Consider the following 18687-nt stretch of genomic DNA (forward strand, 5'->3'; position numbering starts at 1 on the left):
TGGTCGGAGAGACAGGATTCGAACCTGCGGCCTTCTCGTCCCGAACGAGACGCGCTACCTGGCTGCGCTACACTCCGATAGAGAAAATATTACTCAAAATTTTCTCCTCGACAAGCCCCGCTCGGGGGTGTCACAGATCCTTGACGGTGCGCACCTGGTCTTTGTTGATGCGCGTTCGCTTGCCATCCAGTTGTTCGAATTCGTAGAAACCAGACTCATCGTCGTATTGCGGTGTGTCGACTGCCTGGATCTCGCGACCGTCGTTCAGGGTGATGACTGTTGGCGAGGCGCAGCCAGCCAAAGTGCCCAGCCCCAAGGCCAGCAAGAAAGCAGCGATAGTCCGTTGATTCATTATGTGTCTCCAGTAAAGGATGGTGCGTACTGTTGTTCTGACGCAGGGTGCCACCACAAGTTCCTTGCAGATTTGAGCATAGCGGTTGCTTGCCATCGTGGATCGGCAACAATCAGTCAGGGCGGCGGGCACTTGCCGGGCAGGGCTGTGATATAACGTCGCGATACTCTTCATCAAGGGAACAAGGCCCATGAAAGCCAAGGCAGATGTACCGTTCGTGCCGCTTAACATCGCGGTGCTGACCGTCAGCGATACACGCACCCTGGAAACCGATACCTCAGGACAGGTGTTCGTCGATCGCCTGACCGAGGCCGGCCATGGCCTGGCAGCACGCGTGCTGCTCAAGGATGACCTGTACAAAATTCGCGCCCAGGTGGCGACCTGGATTGCCGATGAGCAGGTGCAGGTGGTGCTGATCACCGGCGGCACAGGGTTTACCGGACGCGACAGCACGCCGGAAGCGGTAGCCTGTTTGCTGGACAAGCAAGTCGACGGTTTCGGTGAGCTGTTTCGCCACATCTCGCTGGCGGATATCGGTACCTCCACGGTACAGTCCCGCGCCTTGGCGGGGTTGGCCAATGGCACCCTGGTCTGCTGTCTGCCGGGTTCGACCAACGCCGTGCGTACCGGCTGGGACGGCATCCTCGCCGAGCAGCTCGACGCCCGTCACCGCCCGTGCAATTTCGTCACCCACCTGAAGCAGGCCGAGCCCTGTGTCAGTCGTGGCTGAGGTGCCTGTGGTCAATCCGTTGATGCCGGTCGAAGAGGCGCTGGCGCGTTTGCTGGCGCTGGCCGAGGCTGCACCCATTACCGAAACCGAGCAGGTGGCTTTGGCGCAGGCAGACGGGAGGGTTCTGGCCGAGGCGTTGATCGCCAGCCTGGATTTGCCACCGTGGCCGAACAGCGCCATGGACGGCTATGCGTTGTGCCTGGCTGACTGGCAGGGCGAGGCGCTGCCTGTCAGCCAGCGTATTTTTGCCGGACATGCGCCGCAGCCATTGCAGGCCGGTACCTGTGCGCGGATTTTTACCGGGGCGCCGCTTCCGCCTGGTGCCGACTGTGTCGAGATGCAGGAAAACGCCCAGGTGCTGGAGGATCAGCGCGTGCGCTTTGCCGAGCCGCTGCACATCGGTCAGAACATTCGCCCGCAAGGGCAGGAAACCCGCGCAGGTGAAGAGGTGCTGGCGGCGGGTACGCGGCTGGGGCCGATCGAGTTGGGGCTGGCCGCGACCTTGGGCTGCGCCACGCTAACCGTGGTGCAGCGGGTCAAGGTGGCCGTGCTGTCCACCGGCGACGAACTGGTAGAGCCCGGCCTGGCGCTGGGGCCGGGGCAGATCTACAACAGCAACCGGCGTTTGCTGGTGAGCTGGTTGCAGCGTCTGGGGTGTGAGGTTGTTGATGCCGGCATTCTTGCCGATGACCTGCAAAAGACCCGTGATTGCCTGGCGGGGTTGAGTCAGGTCGATCTGATTCTCTCCACCGGTGGTGTTTCGGTGGGGGAAGCCGACTATCTCGGCCTGGCGTTGCGCGAAGCGGGTGAGCTGGCGCTCTGGAAACTGGCGATCAAGCCTGGCAAGCCATTGACCTTTGGCCACTATCAAGGTGTGCCGGTAATCGGCCTGCCCGGCAACCCGGCTTCGACACTGGTGACGTTCGGCTTATTGACCCGGCCCTACCTGCTGCGTCGTCAGGGCGTGCAACAGGTAACCCCGCTGCAGTTTGCCGTGCCTGCCGGTTTCGACTGGCCCAAAGCAGGTAATCGTCGGGAATACCTCAGGGCGCGGCTGGATCAGGGGCAAGCGCTGATTTACAAAAACCAGAGCTCCGGGGTATTGCGCAGTGCTGCCTGGGCCGAGGGCCTGGTGGAGGTCCGTGAGGGCACCACGCCTGCCAGGGGCGACACTGTGCAATTCATTCCGTTGAATGAGTTACTCGGCTGAGCGGCTGAGCACGCCTTTTTCGTCCAGATCAGTCAGCACCGGCGCGCGCTGGCTCAGGCGTGCATGCACACTTTCCAGCTGGGCGGCTGCGATGCTCCAGTCGTGATGATCGGTGACGAAGCGGCGGGCGGATTCTGATAACTGACGCATACGCCAGGGCTGGTTGAGCAGTTGGGTGATCTGCAGGGCCAACTGATCGGCATCGTCGCTGCCCAGGTAGTGCTCGCCGTGGGTGACCTGAAGGCCGGATACGCCTTTGGCAGTGGTCACCACGGGTAGCCCGGCGGCCATGGCTTCGAGGATCTTGATCTTCGAGCCACCGCCGTAGCGCAGCGGGGCGAAGAACATCGCCGAATGGCGTTGCAGCTCGCGCAAGTCCGGTAAATAACCCACCCATTCAATGCGTGGGTCGTTCCAGCGCGACTTCCAGCTGTCTGGCAATGCATGACCTACTATAGCCAGGCGCACGGCCGGGTTGCTCAGCCACACTTGCGGAAGAATGTCTTCAAGCGCCCACTCGATGGCCTCAAGGCTGGCGCTGTATTCGAAGTTGCCGACAAACAGCAAGCGCTGACTGTGTAGCGCCGGATGGATGTTCTGATAGTGCGCGCAATCCACGCCATTGATCACCAGCGCCGCGGGATAGCCGGTCAGGCGACTGATGTGTTCGGCGTCGGTCGGGCTGACGGCTACCACTTCATGGGCCTGGCTAAGCACTCGGCTTTCCCAGCGCCGGTAACGCCAGCGGTCGAAGGCATTGAACGGTTGTAGCCAAAGTGGCAGGCGATCATGGCAGGCGGCGCCGGAGACCGACTCGATGGTGTGCTCACTCAGCAGGAAGGGCAGGCGGCGTGCTTGCAAGGCCTTTTCGAAAGGCTGAAAACTGTAGCTGTGTTCAATCTGGATGACATCCCAGCGCTCCTCAAGCAATTGCTCGAAGCAGTGGCGCAGGCGCGGAGCGAGGCCGTTGACACTGGCGCGCATGGGGTACCCGGCGTATACCGCGGCAAGCAGATTGAGCGGGCTGTGTAATGGTCGCCTGGGTAGCACGATCAGGCGCTCAAGCAGGGGCTCAAGCGCCTCGCGTGCCGCCTCGCTGGGCGGAATTTTCGACTGCACCAGCAACGTGATCTGGTGGCCCCGCTGCGCGAGGCTGCGCAGCAGGTGATATTGCCGGGTTTTACCGCCACTGGTGGTGGGCCAGGGCAGGTAAGGCAGTGTCCAAAGTACGCGCATTACCCTTTTCCTCAGTCGCCAGGCGGGTTACGGCATGCAGACAGGAATGGACGCGCCGGGTGTGTCAGGGGTTGGCTGGCTCCGGGGCGCGTCCATAGATATCAGTAAAGCGCACGATGTCGTCTTCGCCCATATATTCGCCACTTTGTACTTCGATCATGACCAGATCGATCACGCCGGGGTTGGTCAGGCGATGGAGGCGCCCCGGTTCAATGAATGTCGACTCGTTGGAGTGGAGCAAAAATTCGTTCTCACCGTTAATCACACACGCCATGCCGCTGACCACGATCCAGTGTTCGCTGCGGTGATGGTGCATTTGCAACGACAGTGACCCTTGCGGGCGGACCACGATGCGCTTGATCTTGAAGCGTGGGCCCTCCTCAAGCACGGTGTAGGTGCCCCATGGACGACTGACCGTACGGTGCAGGCGATGGGCGTCATGGTCTTGCTGTTTAAGCTGTTGAGCAATGATTTTGACTTCCTGGCTGCGCGAGGCATCAGCGATCAGCAGGGCGTCCGGAGTGTCGATGATGATCAGATTGTCCAGGCCCACGGCGCCGACCAGGCGGCGAGGCGAGTCGATATAGCAATTGGAGACGTCGTGCAATACGGTCTCGCCGATGCACTGGTTGCCATTGTGATCGGCCTCCTTGAGTTCGCGAACCGCTCGCCAGCAGCCAATGTCACTCCAGCCAATATCCGTTGGCAGCACGGCTACCTGGGCGGATTTCTCCATCAGCGCATAGTCGATGGAGATATCCGCAACGCGTTCGAACGTCTGCGGATCGAGTTCCACCAGTTGTTCACCTTCGCCTTGTTTGCATGCGCTTTGTTGCAGGCAGAGGGAAACGCTGGCGAGCAAATCGGGCGCGTAACGATCCAGCTCAGCCAGGATGGCATCCACCCGCATGCAAAACATGCCGGCATTCCACAGGTGTTGGCCGCCGTCGAGGTACCGCTGGGCGGTCACTGCATCAGGTTTTTCGACAAAACGTTCGACCTTGTAGCCTTGAGCGCCTAACGCCTGACCTTTCTCGATGTAGCCGAAACCGGTTTCGGCTTGGCCGGGTACCAGGCCGAAGGTGGTCAGCCAGCCTTGTCGGGCCAGCGCGCTTGCTTCTTCGACTGCCCGTTCGAAGGCGGGTATATCGGTAATCAGGTGGTCGGCGGGCAATACCAGTAACAGTGCGTCTTCGCCATGCAGACTGGCACAGCGCAGTGCCGCAGCGGCAATGGCGGGTGCCGTGTTACGACCGAAGGGCTCAAGGATGAAGTCCAGAGTGGTGCCGGCGTGATTGAGCTGGCGATATTCATCCTGGGTGCGGAAATACACTTCCCGGTTGGTTACCGTCAGTACATGTTCAACCCCGGGCAGTGCACTGGCTCGGGAAAAGGTCTTTTGCAGCAGGCTCTGGCCATCGGGCAAGCGCATGAACGGTTTGGGCATGGTTTCGCGAGAAACCGGCCACAGGCGGGTGCCAGCGCCACCGGCGATAATGCAGGGGATCAGAATGCTCATTTCTCAGCCTTGAGTCAGGGCACTGAAACTACAGTGCGTTAAAGGGAGCGGGGACCTGACAGCTGCTTGTGTAATGAGTCAATAAAATGACTTTTACCATTAGCTTCTTCCGTGAAGGCCAAATATTTGTCGAATGATGCACCCGGACGCGTACGCTTTCAATGCCATTCAGGTGATCGAGTGGCAAATTTTCTGTCGGAGCGATCAATGGATGTGCAGCAATGTTGGCCATTCTGCGGTCCAGATGCTCAGGTTTCATGGGGGAGACAGCATGACGCAGCGCAAGGCACTTTTGATTCTGCATGGCAAACAGGCGATGAACGAGCAGGTACGGGCAGCTGTGAGTGGCATGCGTGAGCGTGGCTGGCCTCTGGATGTTCGTCTGACCTGGGAGGCGGGCGACGCTGAACGCCTGGTTCGCGAGGCGTTGTCGGGCGGTTACGGGCATGTGGTGGCAGGGGGTGGTGACGGGACCTTGCGCGATGTCGCCGAAGCCATGGTGCGTGTCGGTTCCTCGGCAAGCCTCGTGCTTTTGCCATTGGGAACCGCCAATGATTTTGCCCGGTCGGCGGGTATTCCCCTGGATGTCGAGCAGGCACTGGCATTGCTTGAAGCGCCTGCGCATGCCATTGACCTGGGGCAAGTAGGTGATCAGGTGTTTCTCAACATGGCCACCGGGGGGTTCGGTAGTCAGGTAACAGCCAACACCTCCGAAGACCTGAAAAAAGTGCTGGGTGCGGCGGCCTACCTGTTTACCGGCCTGTCGCGCTTCAGTGAGTTGAGCGCCGCCTCGGTGGTGCTTCAAGGGCCGGATTTCCTTTGGCAGGGCGACTTGCTGGCATTGGGTATCGGCAACGGACGTCAGGCCGGTGGCGGACATGTGTTATGCCCGCAGGCACGGGTTGATGACGGTTTGCTGGATATCAGCATCCTGCCAGCCCCTCAGGAAGTGGTAGGGACCTTGCGCAGCCTGCTCAGTGACGGCCTTGGGCTTGAAAACATGTTTGTACGGGCGCGCTTGCCCTGGGTCGAAATCAAGAGTTCACAAGGCCTGGACCTCAACCTCGATGGCGAGCCGCTGCAAAGTGACAGCTTGCGTTTCGAGGCCTTGGCCAGCGCCTTGCGTGTGCACCTGCCGGCAGACTCGCCGTTACTCAGTCATCCAGACTGATGATCTGTTCGCGCACGGCGAACAGGACCAGGCCGGCAACGTCGTAGATCTGCAGGCGTTTCATGATCTGTGAGCGGTGTGTTTCCACGGTCTTGATGCTCAGGCCCAGGCCGTGGGCAATTTCGCGGGTAGACTTGCCGCGTACGATCAGGCGCAGGATTTCCAGCTGACGGCCTGTCAGGTTATGGTTGTCCGAGGCTTGCGGCTTGCTGGTCTGAACCCGCAGCAGGGCCTGATTGATGACGGTATGCGCGATTGCCGGGCTCAGGTAGCGTTCGTTGCAGCGTAGCGCCGCCAGGGCCTGTTCCAGCTCGGTGGCGGTGGTGTCCTTGAGCAAGTAGCCGTGGGCGCCGCTTTCCAGGGCCTGCATGATCAGTTCCGGGTCGGTATGCATCGACAGGATCAGTACTTTGCTGCGGCAACCATTGGCGCGCAGCTGGCTCAATGCGTCCAGGCCGTTGGTGGAGCGCATGGAAATGTCCAGCAGGACGATGTCCGGATCCAGCTGTTGCACCAGTTCGGTTACCTGGCTGCCGTCATTGCCTTCGCCAATAACGGTGTACCCGGGAATATCAGACACCAGGGCACGAACGCCGGCGCGAATCAGTGAGTGGTCATCCACTAGCAGCAATGTACAGGTCATGGGGTATTACTTGTCTTGGCGCGTTCAAGGGTGCGTGGGGGCCAGGGAAACAGGGCGCTGATACAGGTGCCTTTACCCGGCTGGCTGACGACTGACAATCTTCCGTCCAGCAGCATGGCGCGTTCAAGCATCCCGGCCATGCCGCGCTGCCCTTCGTCTGCGGGGTTGCTCGCAGGGCTGAAACCCTGGCCGTCGTCGTTGATGGACAAGGCCAGGCCTTCGGGCTGACGCTGAATGCAGACGACGAGGTTGTGCGCATTGGCATGTCGAAGCATGTTGGTGACCGCTTCTTGAGTGATTCGAAACGCCGCAATGGCCATCTCTTCCGGGATGCCGCCCAGGCGCTGGCGGCATTCAAGGCTCCAGTGCACGTCGGTGTTTTCCAGGGTGCGCAACAAGTGTGCGCGCAAGCTCGCCTCCAGTCCCAGGCTGGCCAGCTGACGTGGGTTCAGTATGGCAGAGACGTCACGAACATTGGTCAGAGTGTCGTCCAGAGTGCTGCGCAATGTGTTGCAGTGTGGCTGCAGTTCAGCGGGCACGCGGCGTTGCAGCCAGTCGGCCTGGAGTTTGGCCGCAGTCAGTAACTGGCCGATATCGTCGTGCAGTTCCCGGCTCAGGCGTTGACGCTCACTTTCCTGGACCTTGAGCAGACGATCGGCAAGTTCTGCGGGGCGCATGGCAATCGAGCGCGCCCAGTGGCGCAAGTGCCAGCCAATGCTCAGCATCGCGACCAGGTGCAGGGCCAGCGCGCTCAACGGCATGGGCAGGGCGTAGAAAAAGAGCAGTGCATTGACCACGATCGAGGCCAGGCACAGCAATGCGGTCAGCCCGCGCAGCAGAGCGGCTCCGGGTCGCCAGAGGGTGAATGTATTGAGGCTTGGGAGCATAAAAATGAAGCCGCTTAAATATCGCTGTAGAAAGCCTTGAAAAGGTCAAACTAGAGGCGTTGTCGTATTGCCTTCAATATCATTTAAATGTCGGCGCCAGGTGAGGTGATGAGTGCCTGCGTCCAGCGCGTAAATTATCAAATCCTTGATTGGCCAGGGGGCGACAAGCGTTCATCGGAGGGCATGGTATCACTTCAGATAGGAATGGTCGCGAACTCTGATAACTGACTGAAACATCAGGTTTTGCTGGCTGGTACGCGAGTTCCATCAGATGCAGGGTCTAGCAAATTGCCATCATTTTTTTGGGGTGGGATAACTTTCACAAGATGCATTAAACCTACAGTTACAATCCCCGTGTAGAAATAATCGGTAAGCGGGAAAAGTATCGGGTTAATGCGTGGCATACATTCGTGTGGCAGTGCTGTGAAGGTACTTTGTCCATTATGCCTTAGTTGCACATAGTTGAATGTCCGGTTGTCGTGTGCAGCGTGTGTAGCGGATGTTCACAAGGATTTATGCTGGAGGTGCAAGCGGCACCGCTTGATACCGGGTGCAGGGCGGCGGCCAGGTTGTCGAGCAGTGCAACTTGCTCGTCGGTGTCCAGGCTCAGGCGGCCCGTGCGTGGATCAATCAGTTCAAGTTGCCAGGCCAGCAGGGTCAGGCACTCTTCCAGGGCAGGCAATGCGCTGCCCGGCAGTTGTGCTGCGTGATGGGTTGCTTCCAGCAACTGCTGCAACTGCTGACTGTAACTGGCCACCTCCACCAGCCCCAGCAGGCGAGCGCGGTTGACCAGGGTTGCCAGGGTGTCGTTCAGGCAATGGCAGGCATCCGGATCGTTGTCGATCAGGGTCAGGTGCTGCAGGCATTCTTCAGCCTGAGTCAGCAAGACCTGGGCATCCAGCAGGAAGTCCTGCAGGACGCTGCTGTTCAGAGATTCGTTAACCATCATTTGGCTCCAGCGCAACGGTCTGGAACGGGGGCTGGCCACAATGAGGCGATCGCTGACAAAAGCCTGACTCCGTTCATGCAATGAGAATGGCGTCACATTAATGGCTAATGGATATTGCGAACATCAGGTCTCACCTGATTGCCCCTAGGGGATTCCCTGATGGCTGATCGTTTGCGACCCATTGCGGGCGTTTGCGACAGGGGTGGGGTGAGTGCAGTAAAGCATGATGGTAAAGTGACATCAATGGCCGTTTCAGCAATTTCTTCAAGGGGTCAAGCTGAGACTGATCTGGCCGATACAAAACCAATTGATTCATTTCTTGGAACAACCCTGGGGGTTCTTTAATGGCTGGCATTCTCGACACGGTAGACCAAAGAACGCAGCTGGTGGGTGAGAACCGCCTGGAAATCCTTATGTTTCGTCTGGCCGGCCGACAGTTGTTTGCGATCAACGTGTTCAAGGTCCAGGAAGTGCTGCAGATGCCCAAGCTGACCTTGATGCCGCAGCGCCACGCCTTTGTATGCGGCGTGGTCAACCTGCGTGGGCAGACGCTGCCAGTCATTGACCTGTCGCAGGCCATCGGCATGCGACCGCTTGTGCCGGGGCCTGGCAGCACCATCATCGTCACCGAGTACAACCGTTCGGTGCAGGCGTTCCTGGTGGGTGGCGTCGATCGCATCGTCAACATGAACTGGGAGGCAATCCTGCCGCCGCCGAGCAGCGCCGGTCGTCAGCATTACCTGACGGCCATCAGCAAAGTCGATGAGCAACTGGTGGAAATCATCGACGTTGAGAAAGTGCTGGCCGAGATCGTCCCTTACAGCGCCAAGGTATCGCGCGACAAGCTTGAGAATCCGGTGTTGGCGCGTGCGCGTGGTCGCGAGGTGCTGTTGGTGGATGACTCCACAGTGGCTCTGGCCCAACTGCGCGATACCCTCTCGCAGTTGGGGGTGAAGATGCATGTGGCCAGTGATGGCCTCAAGGCCTTGCGGATGCTCAAGAGCTGGGCCGACGCCGGGGAAGATGTGTGCGAAAAACTGTTGATGGTGTTCACTGACGCCGAAATGCCGGAAATGGATGGTTACCGGCTGACCACCGAAATCCGCAATGACCCACGCCTGCGCTCGTTGTACGTGGTGTTGCACACCTCGTTGTCGGGCAGCTTCAACGAGTCGATGGTGAAAAAGGTTGGCTGTGACAATTTTCTGTCGAAGTTTCAGCCCGACAAACTGGTCGATGTTGTACGCCAACGCTTGATGCTGGATGAAGCGACCGTCTGAGTCGTTATAAGCTAGGGCTTTGAACCGGTAAAAGGCAGGTCAGAAATGCAATTGAGTGCGCTGTACCGATACCCGCTCAAATCGGCGCGTGGCCAGGCGCTGCAATCCTCCTCGCTGGATGCATTGGGGTTGAGCGGTGATCGCCGGTGGATGCTGGTGGAGCGCGACAACGGCCGTTTCCTGACTCAGCGTGCGTATCCGCAGATGAGCCAGTTGACGGCGTTGCAGGGTGCGGATGGCGACCTGACCCTGGAAGCGTCCGGGCGAGCGGCGCTGACAGTCGCTGTGCCGCAGGCCGACAGCGAGCTGCGCGGTGTCACGATCTGGCGCGATACCTTTCGTGTTCCGGATGCCGGTGATGCTGCTGCACAGTGGCTCAGCGAGTTCATCGGCAAGGACGTGCGGCTGGTCTATGTGCCTGAGGAGCGCGCCCGTTTCCTGCCGGGTGGCTATGGCCTGGCCAGTGACCGTGTAGCTTTTGCCGACGGTTTCCCTTTGCTGCTGATTGGTCAGGGTTCGCTCGACGACCTGGTGCAAAAGGTCGGGCGGCCTCTGGAGATGCAGCGCTTTCGTCCCAATCTGGTGGTGGAGGGTGCCGAAGCCTTTGCCGAAGATGGCTGGAAGCGTATCCGTATCGGCGAGATGGAGTTTCGCGTGCTCAAGCCGTGTGAGCGCTGCATCCTCACCACCATCGATCCGCAGACCGGCGAACGCAGCCCGGATCGCGAACCGCTGACCACCCTCAAGACCTATCGCCAAAAAGAAGGGGATGTCCTGTTCGGGCAAAACCTGGTGGCTGATGGCAGTGGGGTGCTTGAGGTGGGGATGCCGGTAACCGTGCTGGAATAGTCATCGTGTGAACATCCCACAGGCAGGGTGCAAGCCTCGGCATTGCACCCTGCCTGTGGGAGCGGGTTCACCCGCGAATCTGCCAGGCTGACCGGCAGAGATCGTTATTGGTCGTCGAAATACCGCTCATGCCAGTCCACCAGCGGCTGTGGCGAGTTGAGTTTCTGCCCGTAGATCACCGAGTACGACAGTACATTCTGCACATACTGGCGCGTCTCATCGAACGGGATCGATTCCACCCATACATCAAAGCTCAAGTGATCGGCGCCACGCAGCCATTGGCGCACACGGCCCGGGCCTGCGTTATAGGCGGCGGATGCCAGCACCCGGTTGCCGTTGAACTGGCTGTGCACCTGACTCAGATAGGCGGCGCCAAGCTGGATGTTCTTGTCGGGATTGAACACCTGGGCAGGTGACGCAAGCGGAATGCTGAACTTGCGTGCGGTTTCCTTGGCGGTGGCCGGCATCAGTTGCATCAGGCCGCTGGCGCCCACGCTGGAGCGGGCATCTTCCATGAACGCGCTTTCCTGTCGGGTGATGGCAAACACCCAGCTTGAATGCAGGCCGCGTACCCTGGCTTCGCGTACCAAGGTGTCGCGGTGAGCCATCGGGAAGCGAATATCCAGGTCGTCCCAGTACTGCGCCTGGCTGATGGTGCGGATGGCAGGGAAATACCAGCGCATGTCATAGGCCAGTTTGGCCTGGGCAACCATTTCGTCCCGGCTGAAGTGACGGCTGACGTGGTACCACTCGCGTCGACCATCGACGATCTGGCCGCGGGCATGGAATTCCAGGGCGCGGCGAATGCCGGGCGTGTTGCGTACCTTGTTCATCAATGCCTGGCTCAGTACCAGGGGTTTGTTGTTCAACTGATACGGTGTTTTTGCCCGGTCGGCTGCAAGGAAGCCATAGAAGTCGCGCTCACGGGCAACGGTTTTGTACAGCAGCGGAATCTGCGGGTTCTTCGGTTGCGCCAGCTCCAGGCTGCGCGCCTGCCAGTAACGCCAGCGGTTGCTGCTGGCCAGGTCCTGCGGCAGGCGCTTGGTCAGCTCATAGGCATCTTCCCAGCGCCCCAGACGCAGTAACAGGCGCAGGCGCCACTCGGTGACGGTGTTGTCCCGCAGTTCAGGGTCGTAGCGGGTCATCAGGTCCAGCGCCCGCGGATCGTAGCGGCGGGCCAGGGTCAGGCCGATTTCCCGGGCGATGGCCACTTTCTCGTCACGAGAAAAATGCATGCGGTTGGCATAGTCGTCGAGCAGGCCCATGGCCCGTTCCGGGTCCTGGCGGGCCAGGCGGCGCAAGCCCAGGCTGACAACGTCGGACATGGCTTCGTTGACCGGGGTGAAACGGCTTGGCTGGTTGAGCAGTTCCGGCTTTTGCGCCACATCCACCAGCAAGCGCCCCTGGGGGGCGAGGGTGGTGAGGTCTTTGGTCAGGCTGTTGGCCAGGGCATAGTTGCGCGCCTGTGCTGCCAGCTTGGTGCGTTCCCAGCGTTTCTGCTCGGTGAGCTGGCCTTCCGCGGCCCAGCGGCCGAACAGCGCGTCGCAGGCGGCGGGCTGCGACTTGCCCACCAGCCAGAGTTTTTCCGCCGAGGCATAGCCTTCGGCGCGCTGGCCCTGAATCAGTTGGCGCTGGCCGTTAAGGCAGTCGAGTTCAGTGAAATTGAGCTTCGGATCATAATAGCGGTTGAAGGTATCCCATTCGCCTCGTTCGGCCAGCCAGCGCAGCCAGCGCAGCTTCATCCAGTTGGCTTGGGGCAGGTCGCCATGGGCGGCCAGGAATTTCTCGATCTCGGCATTGCTGGCGGTTTTCAGGCGCGCCGTCAGCTCGTCGTATGCCAGGTAGGGGGTCAGCGGGTAGTCGCTCAGCGCCTGCGCGTAGCGCAGGTACGGGCCCTTGTCGCCTTTGGCCAGGGCGCGCTTGGCCTCGTCGTAATACTGGCGTTGCACGGTGATATCGGTGGCCTGGGCGACGCTGGCAGCAGAGGCCGAGAGAAGCAGGCAGGAAACTAGGTTGAACAGGCGGCTGCGCATGAGACTTCCGGGCAGTTTGACCATAAAAAGTGACGGCGAGGCCAGCACTGTTTGAATTGCATTGCTTTAGCTTAGCCGTTTGCCGCAGGCGGATGAAAGCATTGTGCTTGTATCCAGTTGTAATCAGACAGCCTGTCGTCGGATCTGTCTGCAGGAGTGCCTGCTTAATGTGAAGCCGGCCCAAGTCAGGTAGAATGCGCGCCCGGTTTTTGGAGAAGATCATGACCCTGCTCAAATTAAGCGATGTGTCCCTTGCGTTCGGCGCCATGCCGTTGTTGGACAAGGTGTCGTGGCAGATCGCCCGTGGTGAGCGGGTGTGCATTATCGGTCGCAACGGTACGGGCAAGTCGAGCATGCTGCGCCTGGTCAAGGGCGATCAGAAGCCCGATGACGGCGACGTCTGGCGTGCCCCGGGGCTCAAGATTGGCGAGCTGCCGCAAGAGCTGCCGGTGGCCGACGGGCGCACCGTGTTCGACGTCGTGGCCGAAGGCCTGGATGGCGTAGGCGCGTTGCTCGCTGAATACCACCACCTGAGCCAGAACATCCACACCGATGCCGACCTGGAAAAGCTCATGCACGTCCAGCACGACCTGGAAGCGCGTGATGGCTGGCGCCTGCAGCAACTGGTCGACAGCACCCTGAGCCGCCTGCAGCTGCCGGCCGACAAGACGCTTGCCGAACTCTCGGGTGGCTGGCGTCGCCGTGTGCTGCTGGCCCAGGCGTTGGTGTCCGAGCCTGACCTGCTGCTGCTCGACGAACCAACCAACCACCTGGACATTGGTGCGATTGCCTGGCTTGAAGAGGCCCTCAGCGGTTTTGGCGGTGCCGTGCTGTTCATTACGCACGACCGTTCCTTCCTGCAGAACCTCGCCACCCGCATCCTCGAGCTCGACCGTGGCGGCCTGATCGACTGGAACGGCGACTACGCCAGCTTCCTGGTACACAAGGAAGCCGCGCTGGCAGCTGAAGAAACCGCCAATGCGCTGTTTGACAAGAAGCTGGCCCAGGAAGAAGTATGGATTCGTCAGGGCATCAAGGCCCGACGCACCCGTAACGAAGGCCGTGTGCGTGCCCTCAAGGCCTTGCGCGTTGAACGCAGCGAGCGCCGTGAACGCCAGGGCAAGGCCAATATCATGCTCGACGTGGCGGAGAAGTCCGGCAAGCAGGTCATGGTGTTGGAAAATGTCAGCTTCAGTCATCCCGGTGGCCCGCAGTTGGTCAAGGACTTCTCGATGGTCCTGCAGCGCGAAGACCGCATCGGTCTGCTCGGCGCCAACGGTACCGGCAAAACCACCCTGCTCAAGCTGATGCTCGGTGATCTTGAGCCTACCGGCGGCAAGGTCGAATCCGGTACGCGTCTGGAAGTGGCCTATTTCGACCAGTTGCGCCACCAGTTGGACCTGGAAAAGACCGTTATCGACAACCTGTCCGAAGGTCGCGACTTTATCGAGATCGACGGTCAGAACCGTCACGTCCTGAGCTACCTGGGTGACTTCCTGTTCAGTCCGCAACGTGCCCGTACCCCGGTCAAGGCCTTGTCCGGTGGTGAGCGTGCGCGCTTGCTGCTGGCCAAGCTGTTCAGCAAGCCAGCCAACCTGCTGGTCCTCGACGAACCCACCAACGACCTGGACGTGGAAACCCTCGAGCTGCTTGAAGAAGTGTTGTCGGCGTTCAAAGGCACCGTGCTGATGGTCAGCCACGACCGGGCATTCCTCGACAATGTGGTTACCAGCACTCTGGTGTTTGAAGGCGAGGGCAAGGTCCGCGAGTACGTCGGCGGCTACCAGGACTGGATCCGTCAGGGCGGTTCGCCGAAGTTGCTCGGCGTTACCGAGAGCAAATCGGGCAAGTCGGAGCTGAACACGGCAGTGGTCGAGGCGGTGGTGGCGACGCCGGTAGCCGAACCGGCTGCCGAGGCACCGAAGAAAAAGCTCAGCTACAAGCTGCAGAGAGAGCTGGAAGCCTTGCCAGGCCAGATTGATGAGTTGGAGCAGAAGATGGCTGCTGTGCAGGAGGAGATTTCTGATCCTGCGTTCTACCAGCGGCCGATTGACCAGACTTCCGCCGTGCTGGCACGCCTTGAGCAGATGCAGGCCGAGCTGGATGTGCTGGTGGAGCGCTGGGCTGAACTGGATAGCTGAGTGAAAGCGCCCGGCGCAGTGAGCGCCGGGCGACCCGGCTTACTCTTTTTTCAGCAGGCGTACGGCGAGCACATCGCAGGGAGCGCCGTGCAGCACGTCATTGGCGGTGGAGCCCAGTAGCAGGGCCAGGCCGTGGCGGCCATGACTGCCGACCACGATCAGGTCGCACTGCTGCTCTTTGGCTAGCTGGTGGATTTCCTGGCGGGGTTGGCCGTAAGTCAGGTGTGAATCGCCGCGCTTGATTTCCGGGTACTTGTTGAACAGGCGATCCATGCGCTCCTTGGCCTGGTCGAACTGTTGCTGTTGCAGCTGCGACAGGTCCATGGGCACATCACCACCAAACGCCATCGCCATCGGTTCGACGATATGCACCAGGGAGACCTTTGCATTGGTGGGCGCGGCCAGTGTCATGGCGCGTTTGATGACCGGGTCGCATTCTTCGGTCAGGTCGACGGCAACCAGTATGTGTTCGTAGGGCATGAGAAGCTCTCCTGACAGTCGCGATAGTTAAAGTATGGTCGGTTTCAGGCTGATCGCTTCGAACCCCCGGCTAACCAGCTCAATTGCAACGCTTTATGGGAACAACAGATATGACGGTCTGGGTAGTGGTGTCAATCCTTGCGCTGATTCTCAGCCCCCTGGCCTGGTTGCGTCCTTCACGTAATCAGAGTGGGCGCATGGCGTTGCGCATGGAAGCCCGGCGCATGGGTTTGAGCATGCAACTGGCGCCTCAGGAATGGCCGCACTGGCTGCCCAAGGAGCCGCCAAGCCCCTGTGCGCAGTACCTGCAGCCCCGGCGAAAGGGCAGGGCAGACTACTGGAGTTACTGGCAGACCACCCCGGGCACCTGGCTCAACCAATGGCGTGAACCTTGTGCAGATCCGCTGCTGGCGGCGCAGTTCGCGCGTCTGCCCGAGAGCGTTTATAAAATCGAAGCCGGTCCGCAAATGGTTGCCCTGTTCTGGGGTGAGCGCGGTGAAAAAGCTGTATTGCAGGATATTGCCGAGGTGCTCAAGGCCCTGGCCTGATCGCGCTCAATAAAAAGCCCGATTCACGCATCGGGCAGACGGGCCAGGCAGGCCGGAGTAGTGGTTGATTCCTTCCCCAGTGTAGCGCGCCCTGCGCTACCCGCTGTATTTCTTGTCATCTCCCCTGTGCAGCCTCGATTGTGTTGATTCTGCGTTTACCCGAATCGGCGGTTGAGGATCATGCTTGCCATGAATACGCCACGATCACCGTACCGAGTGTTTGCTGGCAGTTGGCGAAAAATGACCGGAAAGTCGCGTTTTCACGCTGCTTTCGGGTATTTGACAACGGCGATCTTTTCGTTGAATGTGTGCATACCCAAATCAAACGGGCGTATGAATTGAGCGTTTGTATGTCAGATCGCTCTTACAGAATCCCGACTATCGCGCTGACGGGTGTGCCTGGCGCAAGGGTTCGGAAACACGGCAAACAGCCGGCCGGGCCTTTTACCAGCGATCGGCGTGTACAGTTCAGCTTCCATATCGTGGAGATCAGTTGATGATTTACGAAGGTAAAGCCATCACGGTTAAGGCTCTTGAAAGCGGCATCGTCGAACTGAAGTTCGACCTCAAGGGTGAGTCCGTCAACAAGTTCAACCGTCTTACCCTGAGCGAATTGCGTCAGGCCGTAGACACCATCAAGGCCGATGCATCGATCAAGGGCGTGATTGTCAGCAGTGGCAAGGACGTCTTCATCGTCGGCGCGGATATCACCGAGTTTGTCGATAACTTCAAGCTGCCCGAGGCCGAACTGGTCGCCGGCAACCTGGAAGCCAACCGCATTTTCAGCGATTTTGAAGACCTGGCCGTGCCGACTGTGGCCGCGATCAATGGCATCGCCCTGGGTGGCGGTCTGGAAATGTGCCTGGCTGCCGACTACCGCGTCATGGCCAGCAGCGCCAAGATCGGTCTGCCGGAAGTCAAGCTGGGTATCTACCCGGGCTTTGGCGGCACCGTGCGCCTGCCGCGCATCATCGGTGCCGACAACGCCATCGAGTGGATTGCCGCCGGCAAGGAAAACCGTGCTGAAGACGCCCTGAAAGTAGGTGCTGTCGACGCTGTAGTTGCCCCCGAGCTGCTGCAGGCTGCGGCCCTCGACCTGATCAAGCGCGCCATTAGCGGCGAGTTCGACCACAAGGCCAAGCGTCAGCCAAAACTTGAAAAACTCAAGCTCAACGCCATCGAGCAGATGATGTCGTTCGAAACCGCCAAAGGTTTCGTCGCCGGTCAAGCGGGCCCGAACTACCCGGCGCCGGTCGAAGCGATCAAGAGCATCCAGAAAGCCGCCAACTTCGGTCGTGACAAGGCGCTGGAAGTCGAAGCCGCTGGCTTCGTCAAACTGGCCAAGACCTCGGTTGCCGAGAGCCTGATCGGTCTGTTCCTCAATGACCAGGAACTCAAGCGCAAAGCCAAGGCCCACGACGAAATCGCTCGTGACGTGAAGCAGGCCGCCGTACTCGGCGCCGGCATCATGGGGGGCGGTATCGCCTACCAGTCGGCGGTCAAGGGCACGCCGATCCTGATGAAGGACATCAACGAAGGCGCTATTCAGCTGGGCTTGAACGAAGCCTCCAAGCTGCTCGGCAAGCGCGTTGAGAAAGGCCGCCTGACCCCGGCGAAAATGGCTGAAGCGCTGAATGCGATTCGCCCGACCCTGTCCTATGGCGACTTCGCCAATGTCGACATCGTCGTCGAAGCCGTGGTCGAGAACCCGAAGGTCAAGCAAGCTGTGCTGGCTGAAGTGGAAGGCCAGGTGAAGGAAGACGCCATTCTGGCCTCCAACACCTCGACCATCTCCATCAACCTGCTGGCCAAGGCGCTCAAGCGTCCGGAAAACTTCGTCGGCATGCACTTCTTCAACCCGGTGCACATGATGCCGCTGGTCGAAGTCATCCGCGGCGAGAAGTCCAGCGATGTGGCAGTTGCCACCACCGTTGCCTACGCCAAGAAAATGGGCAAGAACCCGATCGTGGTCAACGACTGCCCGGGCTTCCTGGTCAACCGTGTACTGTTCCCGTACTTCGGCGGTTTCGCCAAGCTGGTCAGCGCTGGTGTCGACTTCGTGCGCATCGACAAGGTCATGGAAAAGTTCGGCTGGCCGATGGGCCCGGCATACCTGATGGACGTTGTCGGTATCGACACCGGCCACCACGGCCGTGACGTGATGGCCGAAGGCTTCCCTGATCGCATGAAAGACGACACGCGTTCGGCTGTCGATGCGCTTTACGAAGCCAATCGCCTGGGCCAGAAAAATGGCAAGGGTTTCTACGCCTACGAGACCGACAAGCGCGGCAAGCCGAAGAAGGTCGCTGACGCGGCGGTGCTTGAAGTACTCAAGCCGGTCATTTACGAGCAGCGCGAAGTCACCGACGAAGACATCATCAACTGGATGATGGTCCCGCTGTGCCTGGAAACTGTCCGTTGCCTGGAAGACGGTATCGTCGAGACCGCTGCCGAAGCCGACATGGGTCTGGTCTACGGCATCGGTTTCCCTCCGTTCCGTGGTGGCGCACTGCGCTACATCGATTCGATCGGCGTAGCAGAATTCGTTGCCCTGGCAGACAAGTACGCCGATCTGGGTCCGCTGTATCACCCCACCGCGAAGCTGCGTGAAATGGCCAAAAACGGCCAGAGCTTCTTCGGTTAAGCGCCCAACGATAGA

Annotated in this window: 17 protein-coding genes and 1 tRNA gene; 9 read left to right on the top strand and 9 right to left on the bottom strand. The window is 59.9% G+C overall.

Annotated elements, in window-relative coordinates; all coding sequences use genetic code 11:
* Window positions 1–77 (bottom strand) — tRNA-Pro (locus DM813_RS25385).
* Between the two features lie 53 nt (window positions 78–130).
* Window positions 131–352 (bottom strand): YgdI/YgdR family lipoprotein, encoded by a 222-nt coding sequence (locus tag DM813_RS25390; RefSeq protein ID WP_128326148.1) that lies wholly within the window; start codon window positions 350–352, stop codon window positions 131–133.
* Window positions 353–542: 190 nt separating this feature from the next.
* Between DM813_RS25390 and moaB the strand changes: the two genes are divergently transcribed.
* Complete coding sequence (gene moaB / locus DM813_RS25395) at window positions 543–1082, top strand: molybdenum cofactor biosynthesis protein B (protein ID WP_128326149.1); 540 nt, start codon at window positions 543–545, stop codon at window positions 1080–1082.
* On the top strand, window positions 1066–2292 hold the full coding sequence (locus tag DM813_RS25400) for a molybdopterin molybdotransferase MoeA (protein WP_431312010.1): 1227 nt from the start codon (window positions 1066–1068) through the stop codon (window positions 2290–2292). The genes moaB and DM813_RS25400 overlap by 17 nt, the downstream gene beginning before the upstream one ends.
* On the opposite strand, the gene DM813_RS25405 is transcribed toward DM813_RS25400, so the two are convergent.
* Window positions 2281–3528, bottom strand: a complete 1248-nt coding sequence (locus DM813_RS25405; RefSeq protein ID WP_128326150.1) for a glycosyltransferase family 4 protein — start codon at window positions 3526–3528, stop codon at window positions 2281–2283. The two genes, DM813_RS25400 and DM813_RS25405, sit on opposite strands and share 12 nt — an antisense overlap.
* 64 nt (window positions 3529–3592) lie before the next feature.
* Window positions 3593–5047 (bottom strand): mannose-1-phosphate guanylyltransferase/mannose-6-phosphate isomerase, encoded by a 1455-nt coding sequence (locus DM813_RS25410; RefSeq protein WP_128326151.1) that lies wholly within the window; start codon window positions 5045–5047, stop codon window positions 3593–3595.
* Between the two features lie 271 nt (window positions 5048–5318).
* Here DM813_RS25410 and yegS point away from each other — a divergent pair, with 271 nt between their 5' ends.
* The gene (yegS, locus tag DM813_RS25415; RefSeq protein WP_128326152.1) at window positions 5319–6218 is read left to right on the top strand and encodes a lipid kinase YegS; all 900 of its coding nucleotides are present in this window, start codon (window positions 5319–5321) and stop codon (window positions 6216–6218) included.
* Here the strand turns inward: yegS and DM813_RS25420 are convergent.
* The 3 genes from DM813_RS25420 to DM813_RS25430 all read right to left on the bottom strand — a co-directional run bounded on the left by DM813_RS25420 (window position 6202) and on the right by DM813_RS25430 (window position 8694).
* Window positions 6202–6861 (bottom strand): response regulator, encoded by a 660-nt coding sequence (locus DM813_RS25420; RefSeq protein WP_128326153.1) that lies wholly within the window; start codon window positions 6859–6861, stop codon window positions 6202–6204. The genes yegS and DM813_RS25420 overlap by 17 nt on opposite strands.
* A complete protein-coding gene (locus tag DM813_RS25425; RefSeq protein WP_128326154.1) occupies window positions 6858–7748 on the bottom strand; it encodes a sensor histidine kinase in 891 nt (296 codons plus the stop codon). The genes DM813_RS25420 and DM813_RS25425 overlap by 4 nt, the downstream gene beginning before the upstream one ends.
* A gap of 448 nt (window positions 7749–8196) precedes the next feature.
* Window positions 8197–8694 (bottom strand): histidine kinase, encoded by a 498-nt coding sequence (locus tag DM813_RS25430; RefSeq protein WP_128326155.1) that lies wholly within the window; start codon window positions 8692–8694, stop codon window positions 8197–8199.
* A 162-nt stretch (window positions 8695–8856) separates the two neighbouring features.
* Here DM813_RS25430 and DM813_RS25435 point away from each other — a divergent pair, with 162 nt between their 5' ends.
* Genes DM813_RS25435 through DM813_RS25445 form a run of 3 tightly spaced genes read left to right on the top strand, consistent with a single transcriptional unit; the run spans window position 8857 to window position 10826 of the window.
* Window positions 8857–9042, top strand: coding sequence for a hypothetical protein (locus DM813_RS25435; protein ID WP_128326156.1), 186 nt, complete (start codon window positions 8857–8859; stop codon window positions 9040–9042).
* Entirely contained in the window at window positions 9042–9977 is a 936-nt protein-coding gene (locus DM813_RS25440; RefSeq protein WP_128326157.1) for a chemotaxis protein CheV, read from the top strand. The genes DM813_RS25435 and DM813_RS25440 overlap by 1 nt, the downstream gene beginning before the upstream one ends.
* Before the next feature lie 45 nt (window positions 9978–10022).
* The gene (locus tag DM813_RS25445; RefSeq protein ID WP_128326158.1) at window positions 10023–10826 is read left to right on the top strand and encodes an MOSC domain-containing protein; all 804 of its coding nucleotides are present in this window, start codon (window positions 10023–10025) and stop codon (window positions 10824–10826) included.
* 104 nt (window positions 10827–10930) lie between these two features.
* On the opposite strand, the gene DM813_RS25450 is transcribed toward DM813_RS25445, so the two are convergent.
* Window positions 10931–12859 (bottom strand): transglycosylase SLT domain-containing protein, encoded by a 1929-nt coding sequence (locus DM813_RS25450; RefSeq protein ID WP_128326159.1) that lies wholly within the window; start codon window positions 12857–12859, stop codon window positions 10931–10933.
* 221 nt (window positions 12860–13080) lie between these two features.
* Between DM813_RS25450 and DM813_RS25455 the strand changes: the two genes are divergently transcribed.
* Window positions 13081–15000, top strand: coding sequence for an ATP-binding cassette domain-containing protein (locus DM813_RS25455; protein WP_128326160.1), 1920 nt, complete (start codon window positions 13081–13083; stop codon window positions 14998–15000).
* Between the two features lie 39 nt (window positions 15001–15039).
* Here DM813_RS25455 and DM813_RS25460 read toward each other — a convergent pair whose 3' ends face one another.
* Window positions 15040–15480, bottom strand: coding sequence for a universal stress protein (locus DM813_RS25460; RefSeq protein WP_128326161.1), 441 nt, complete (start codon window positions 15478–15480; stop codon window positions 15040–15042).
* Between the two features lie 110 nt (window positions 15481–15590).
* On the opposite strand from DM813_RS25460, the gene DM813_RS25465 reads away from it, so the two are divergent.
* Both DM813_RS25465 and fadB read left to right on the top strand, forming a co-directional pair.
* Window positions 15591–16028, top strand: a complete 438-nt coding sequence (locus DM813_RS25465; protein WP_128326162.1) for a hypothetical protein — start codon at window positions 15591–15593, stop codon at window positions 16026–16028.
* 496 nt (window positions 16029–16524) lie between these two features.
* Entirely contained in the window at window positions 16525–18672 is a 2148-nt protein-coding gene (gene fadB / locus DM813_RS25475) for a fatty acid oxidation complex subunit alpha FadB (RefSeq protein ID WP_128326164.1), read from the top strand.
* Window positions 18673–18687: the final 15 nt, after the last annotated feature.

The organism is Pseudomonas alkylphenolica (assembly GCF_004025535.1).
In the GTDB taxonomy this organism is placed as follows: Bacteria; Pseudomonadota; Gammaproteobacteria; order Pseudomonadales; family Pseudomonadaceae; genus Aquipseudomonas; species Aquipseudomonas alkylphenolica_A.

What these genes read in the sequence shown, in the direction of transcription:
- DM813_RS25455 (WP_128326160.1), top strand. Translation starts at nt 13,081, where the DNA reads ATGACCCTGCTCAAATTAAGCGATGTGTCCCTTGCGTTCGGCGCCATG.
- DM813_RS25405 (WP_128326150.1), bottom strand. Translation starts at nt 3,528, where the DNA reads ATGCGCGTACTTTGGACACTGCCTTACCTGCCCTGGCCCACCACCAGT.
- DM813_RS25440 (WP_128326157.1), top strand. Translation starts at nt 9,042, where the DNA reads ATGGCTGGCATTCTCGACACGGTAGACCAAAGAACGCAGCTGGTGGGT.
- DM813_RS25430 (WP_128326155.1), bottom strand. Translation starts at nt 8,694, where the DNA reads ATGGTTAACGAATCTCTGAACAGCAGCGTCCTGCAGGACTTCCTGCTG.
- DM813_RS25420 (WP_128326153.1), bottom strand. Translation starts at nt 6,861, where the DNA reads ATGACCTGTACATTGCTGCTAGTGGATGACCACTCACTGATTCGCGCC.
- DM813_RS25445 (WP_128326158.1), top strand. Translation starts at nt 10,023, where the DNA reads ATGCAATTGAGTGCGCTGTACCGATACCCGCTCAAATCGGCGCGTGGC.
- DM813_RS25465 (WP_128326162.1), top strand. Translation starts at nt 15,591, where the DNA reads ATGACGGTCTGGGTAGTGGTGTCAATCCTTGCGCTGATTCTCAGCCCC.
- fadB (WP_128326164.1), top strand. Translation starts at nt 16,525, where the DNA reads ATGATTTACGAAGGTAAAGCCATCACGGTTAAGGCTCTTGAAAGCGGC.
- yegS (WP_128326152.1), top strand. Translation starts at nt 5,319, where the DNA reads ATGACGCAGCGCAAGGCACTTTTGATTCTGCATGGCAAACAGGCGATG.
- DM813_RS25460 (WP_128326161.1), bottom strand. Translation starts at nt 15,480, where the DNA reads ATGCCCTACGAACACATACTGGTTGCCGTCGACCTGACCGAAGAATGC.
- DM813_RS25410 (WP_128326151.1), bottom strand. Translation starts at nt 5,047, where the DNA reads ATGAGCATTCTGATCCCCTGCATTATCGCCGGTGGCGCTGGCACCCGC.
- DM813_RS25390 (WP_128326148.1), bottom strand. Translation starts at nt 352, where the DNA reads ATGAATCAACGGACTATCGCTGCTTTCTTGCTGGCCTTGGGGCTGGGC.
- DM813_RS25435 (WP_128326156.1), top strand. Translation starts at nt 8,857, where the DNA reads ATGGCTGATCGTTTGCGACCCATTGCGGGCGTTTGCGACAGGGGTGGG.
- moaB (WP_128326149.1), top strand. Translation starts at nt 543, where the DNA reads ATGAAAGCCAAGGCAGATGTACCGTTCGTGCCGCTTAACATCGCGGTG.
- DM813_RS25425 (WP_128326154.1), bottom strand. Translation starts at nt 7,748, where the DNA reads ATGCTCCCAAGCCTCAATACATTCACCCTCTGGCGACCCGGAGCCGCT.
- DM813_RS25450 (WP_128326159.1), bottom strand. Translation starts at nt 12,859, where the DNA reads ATGCGCAGCCGCCTGTTCAACCTAGTTTCCTGCCTGCTTCTCTCGGCC.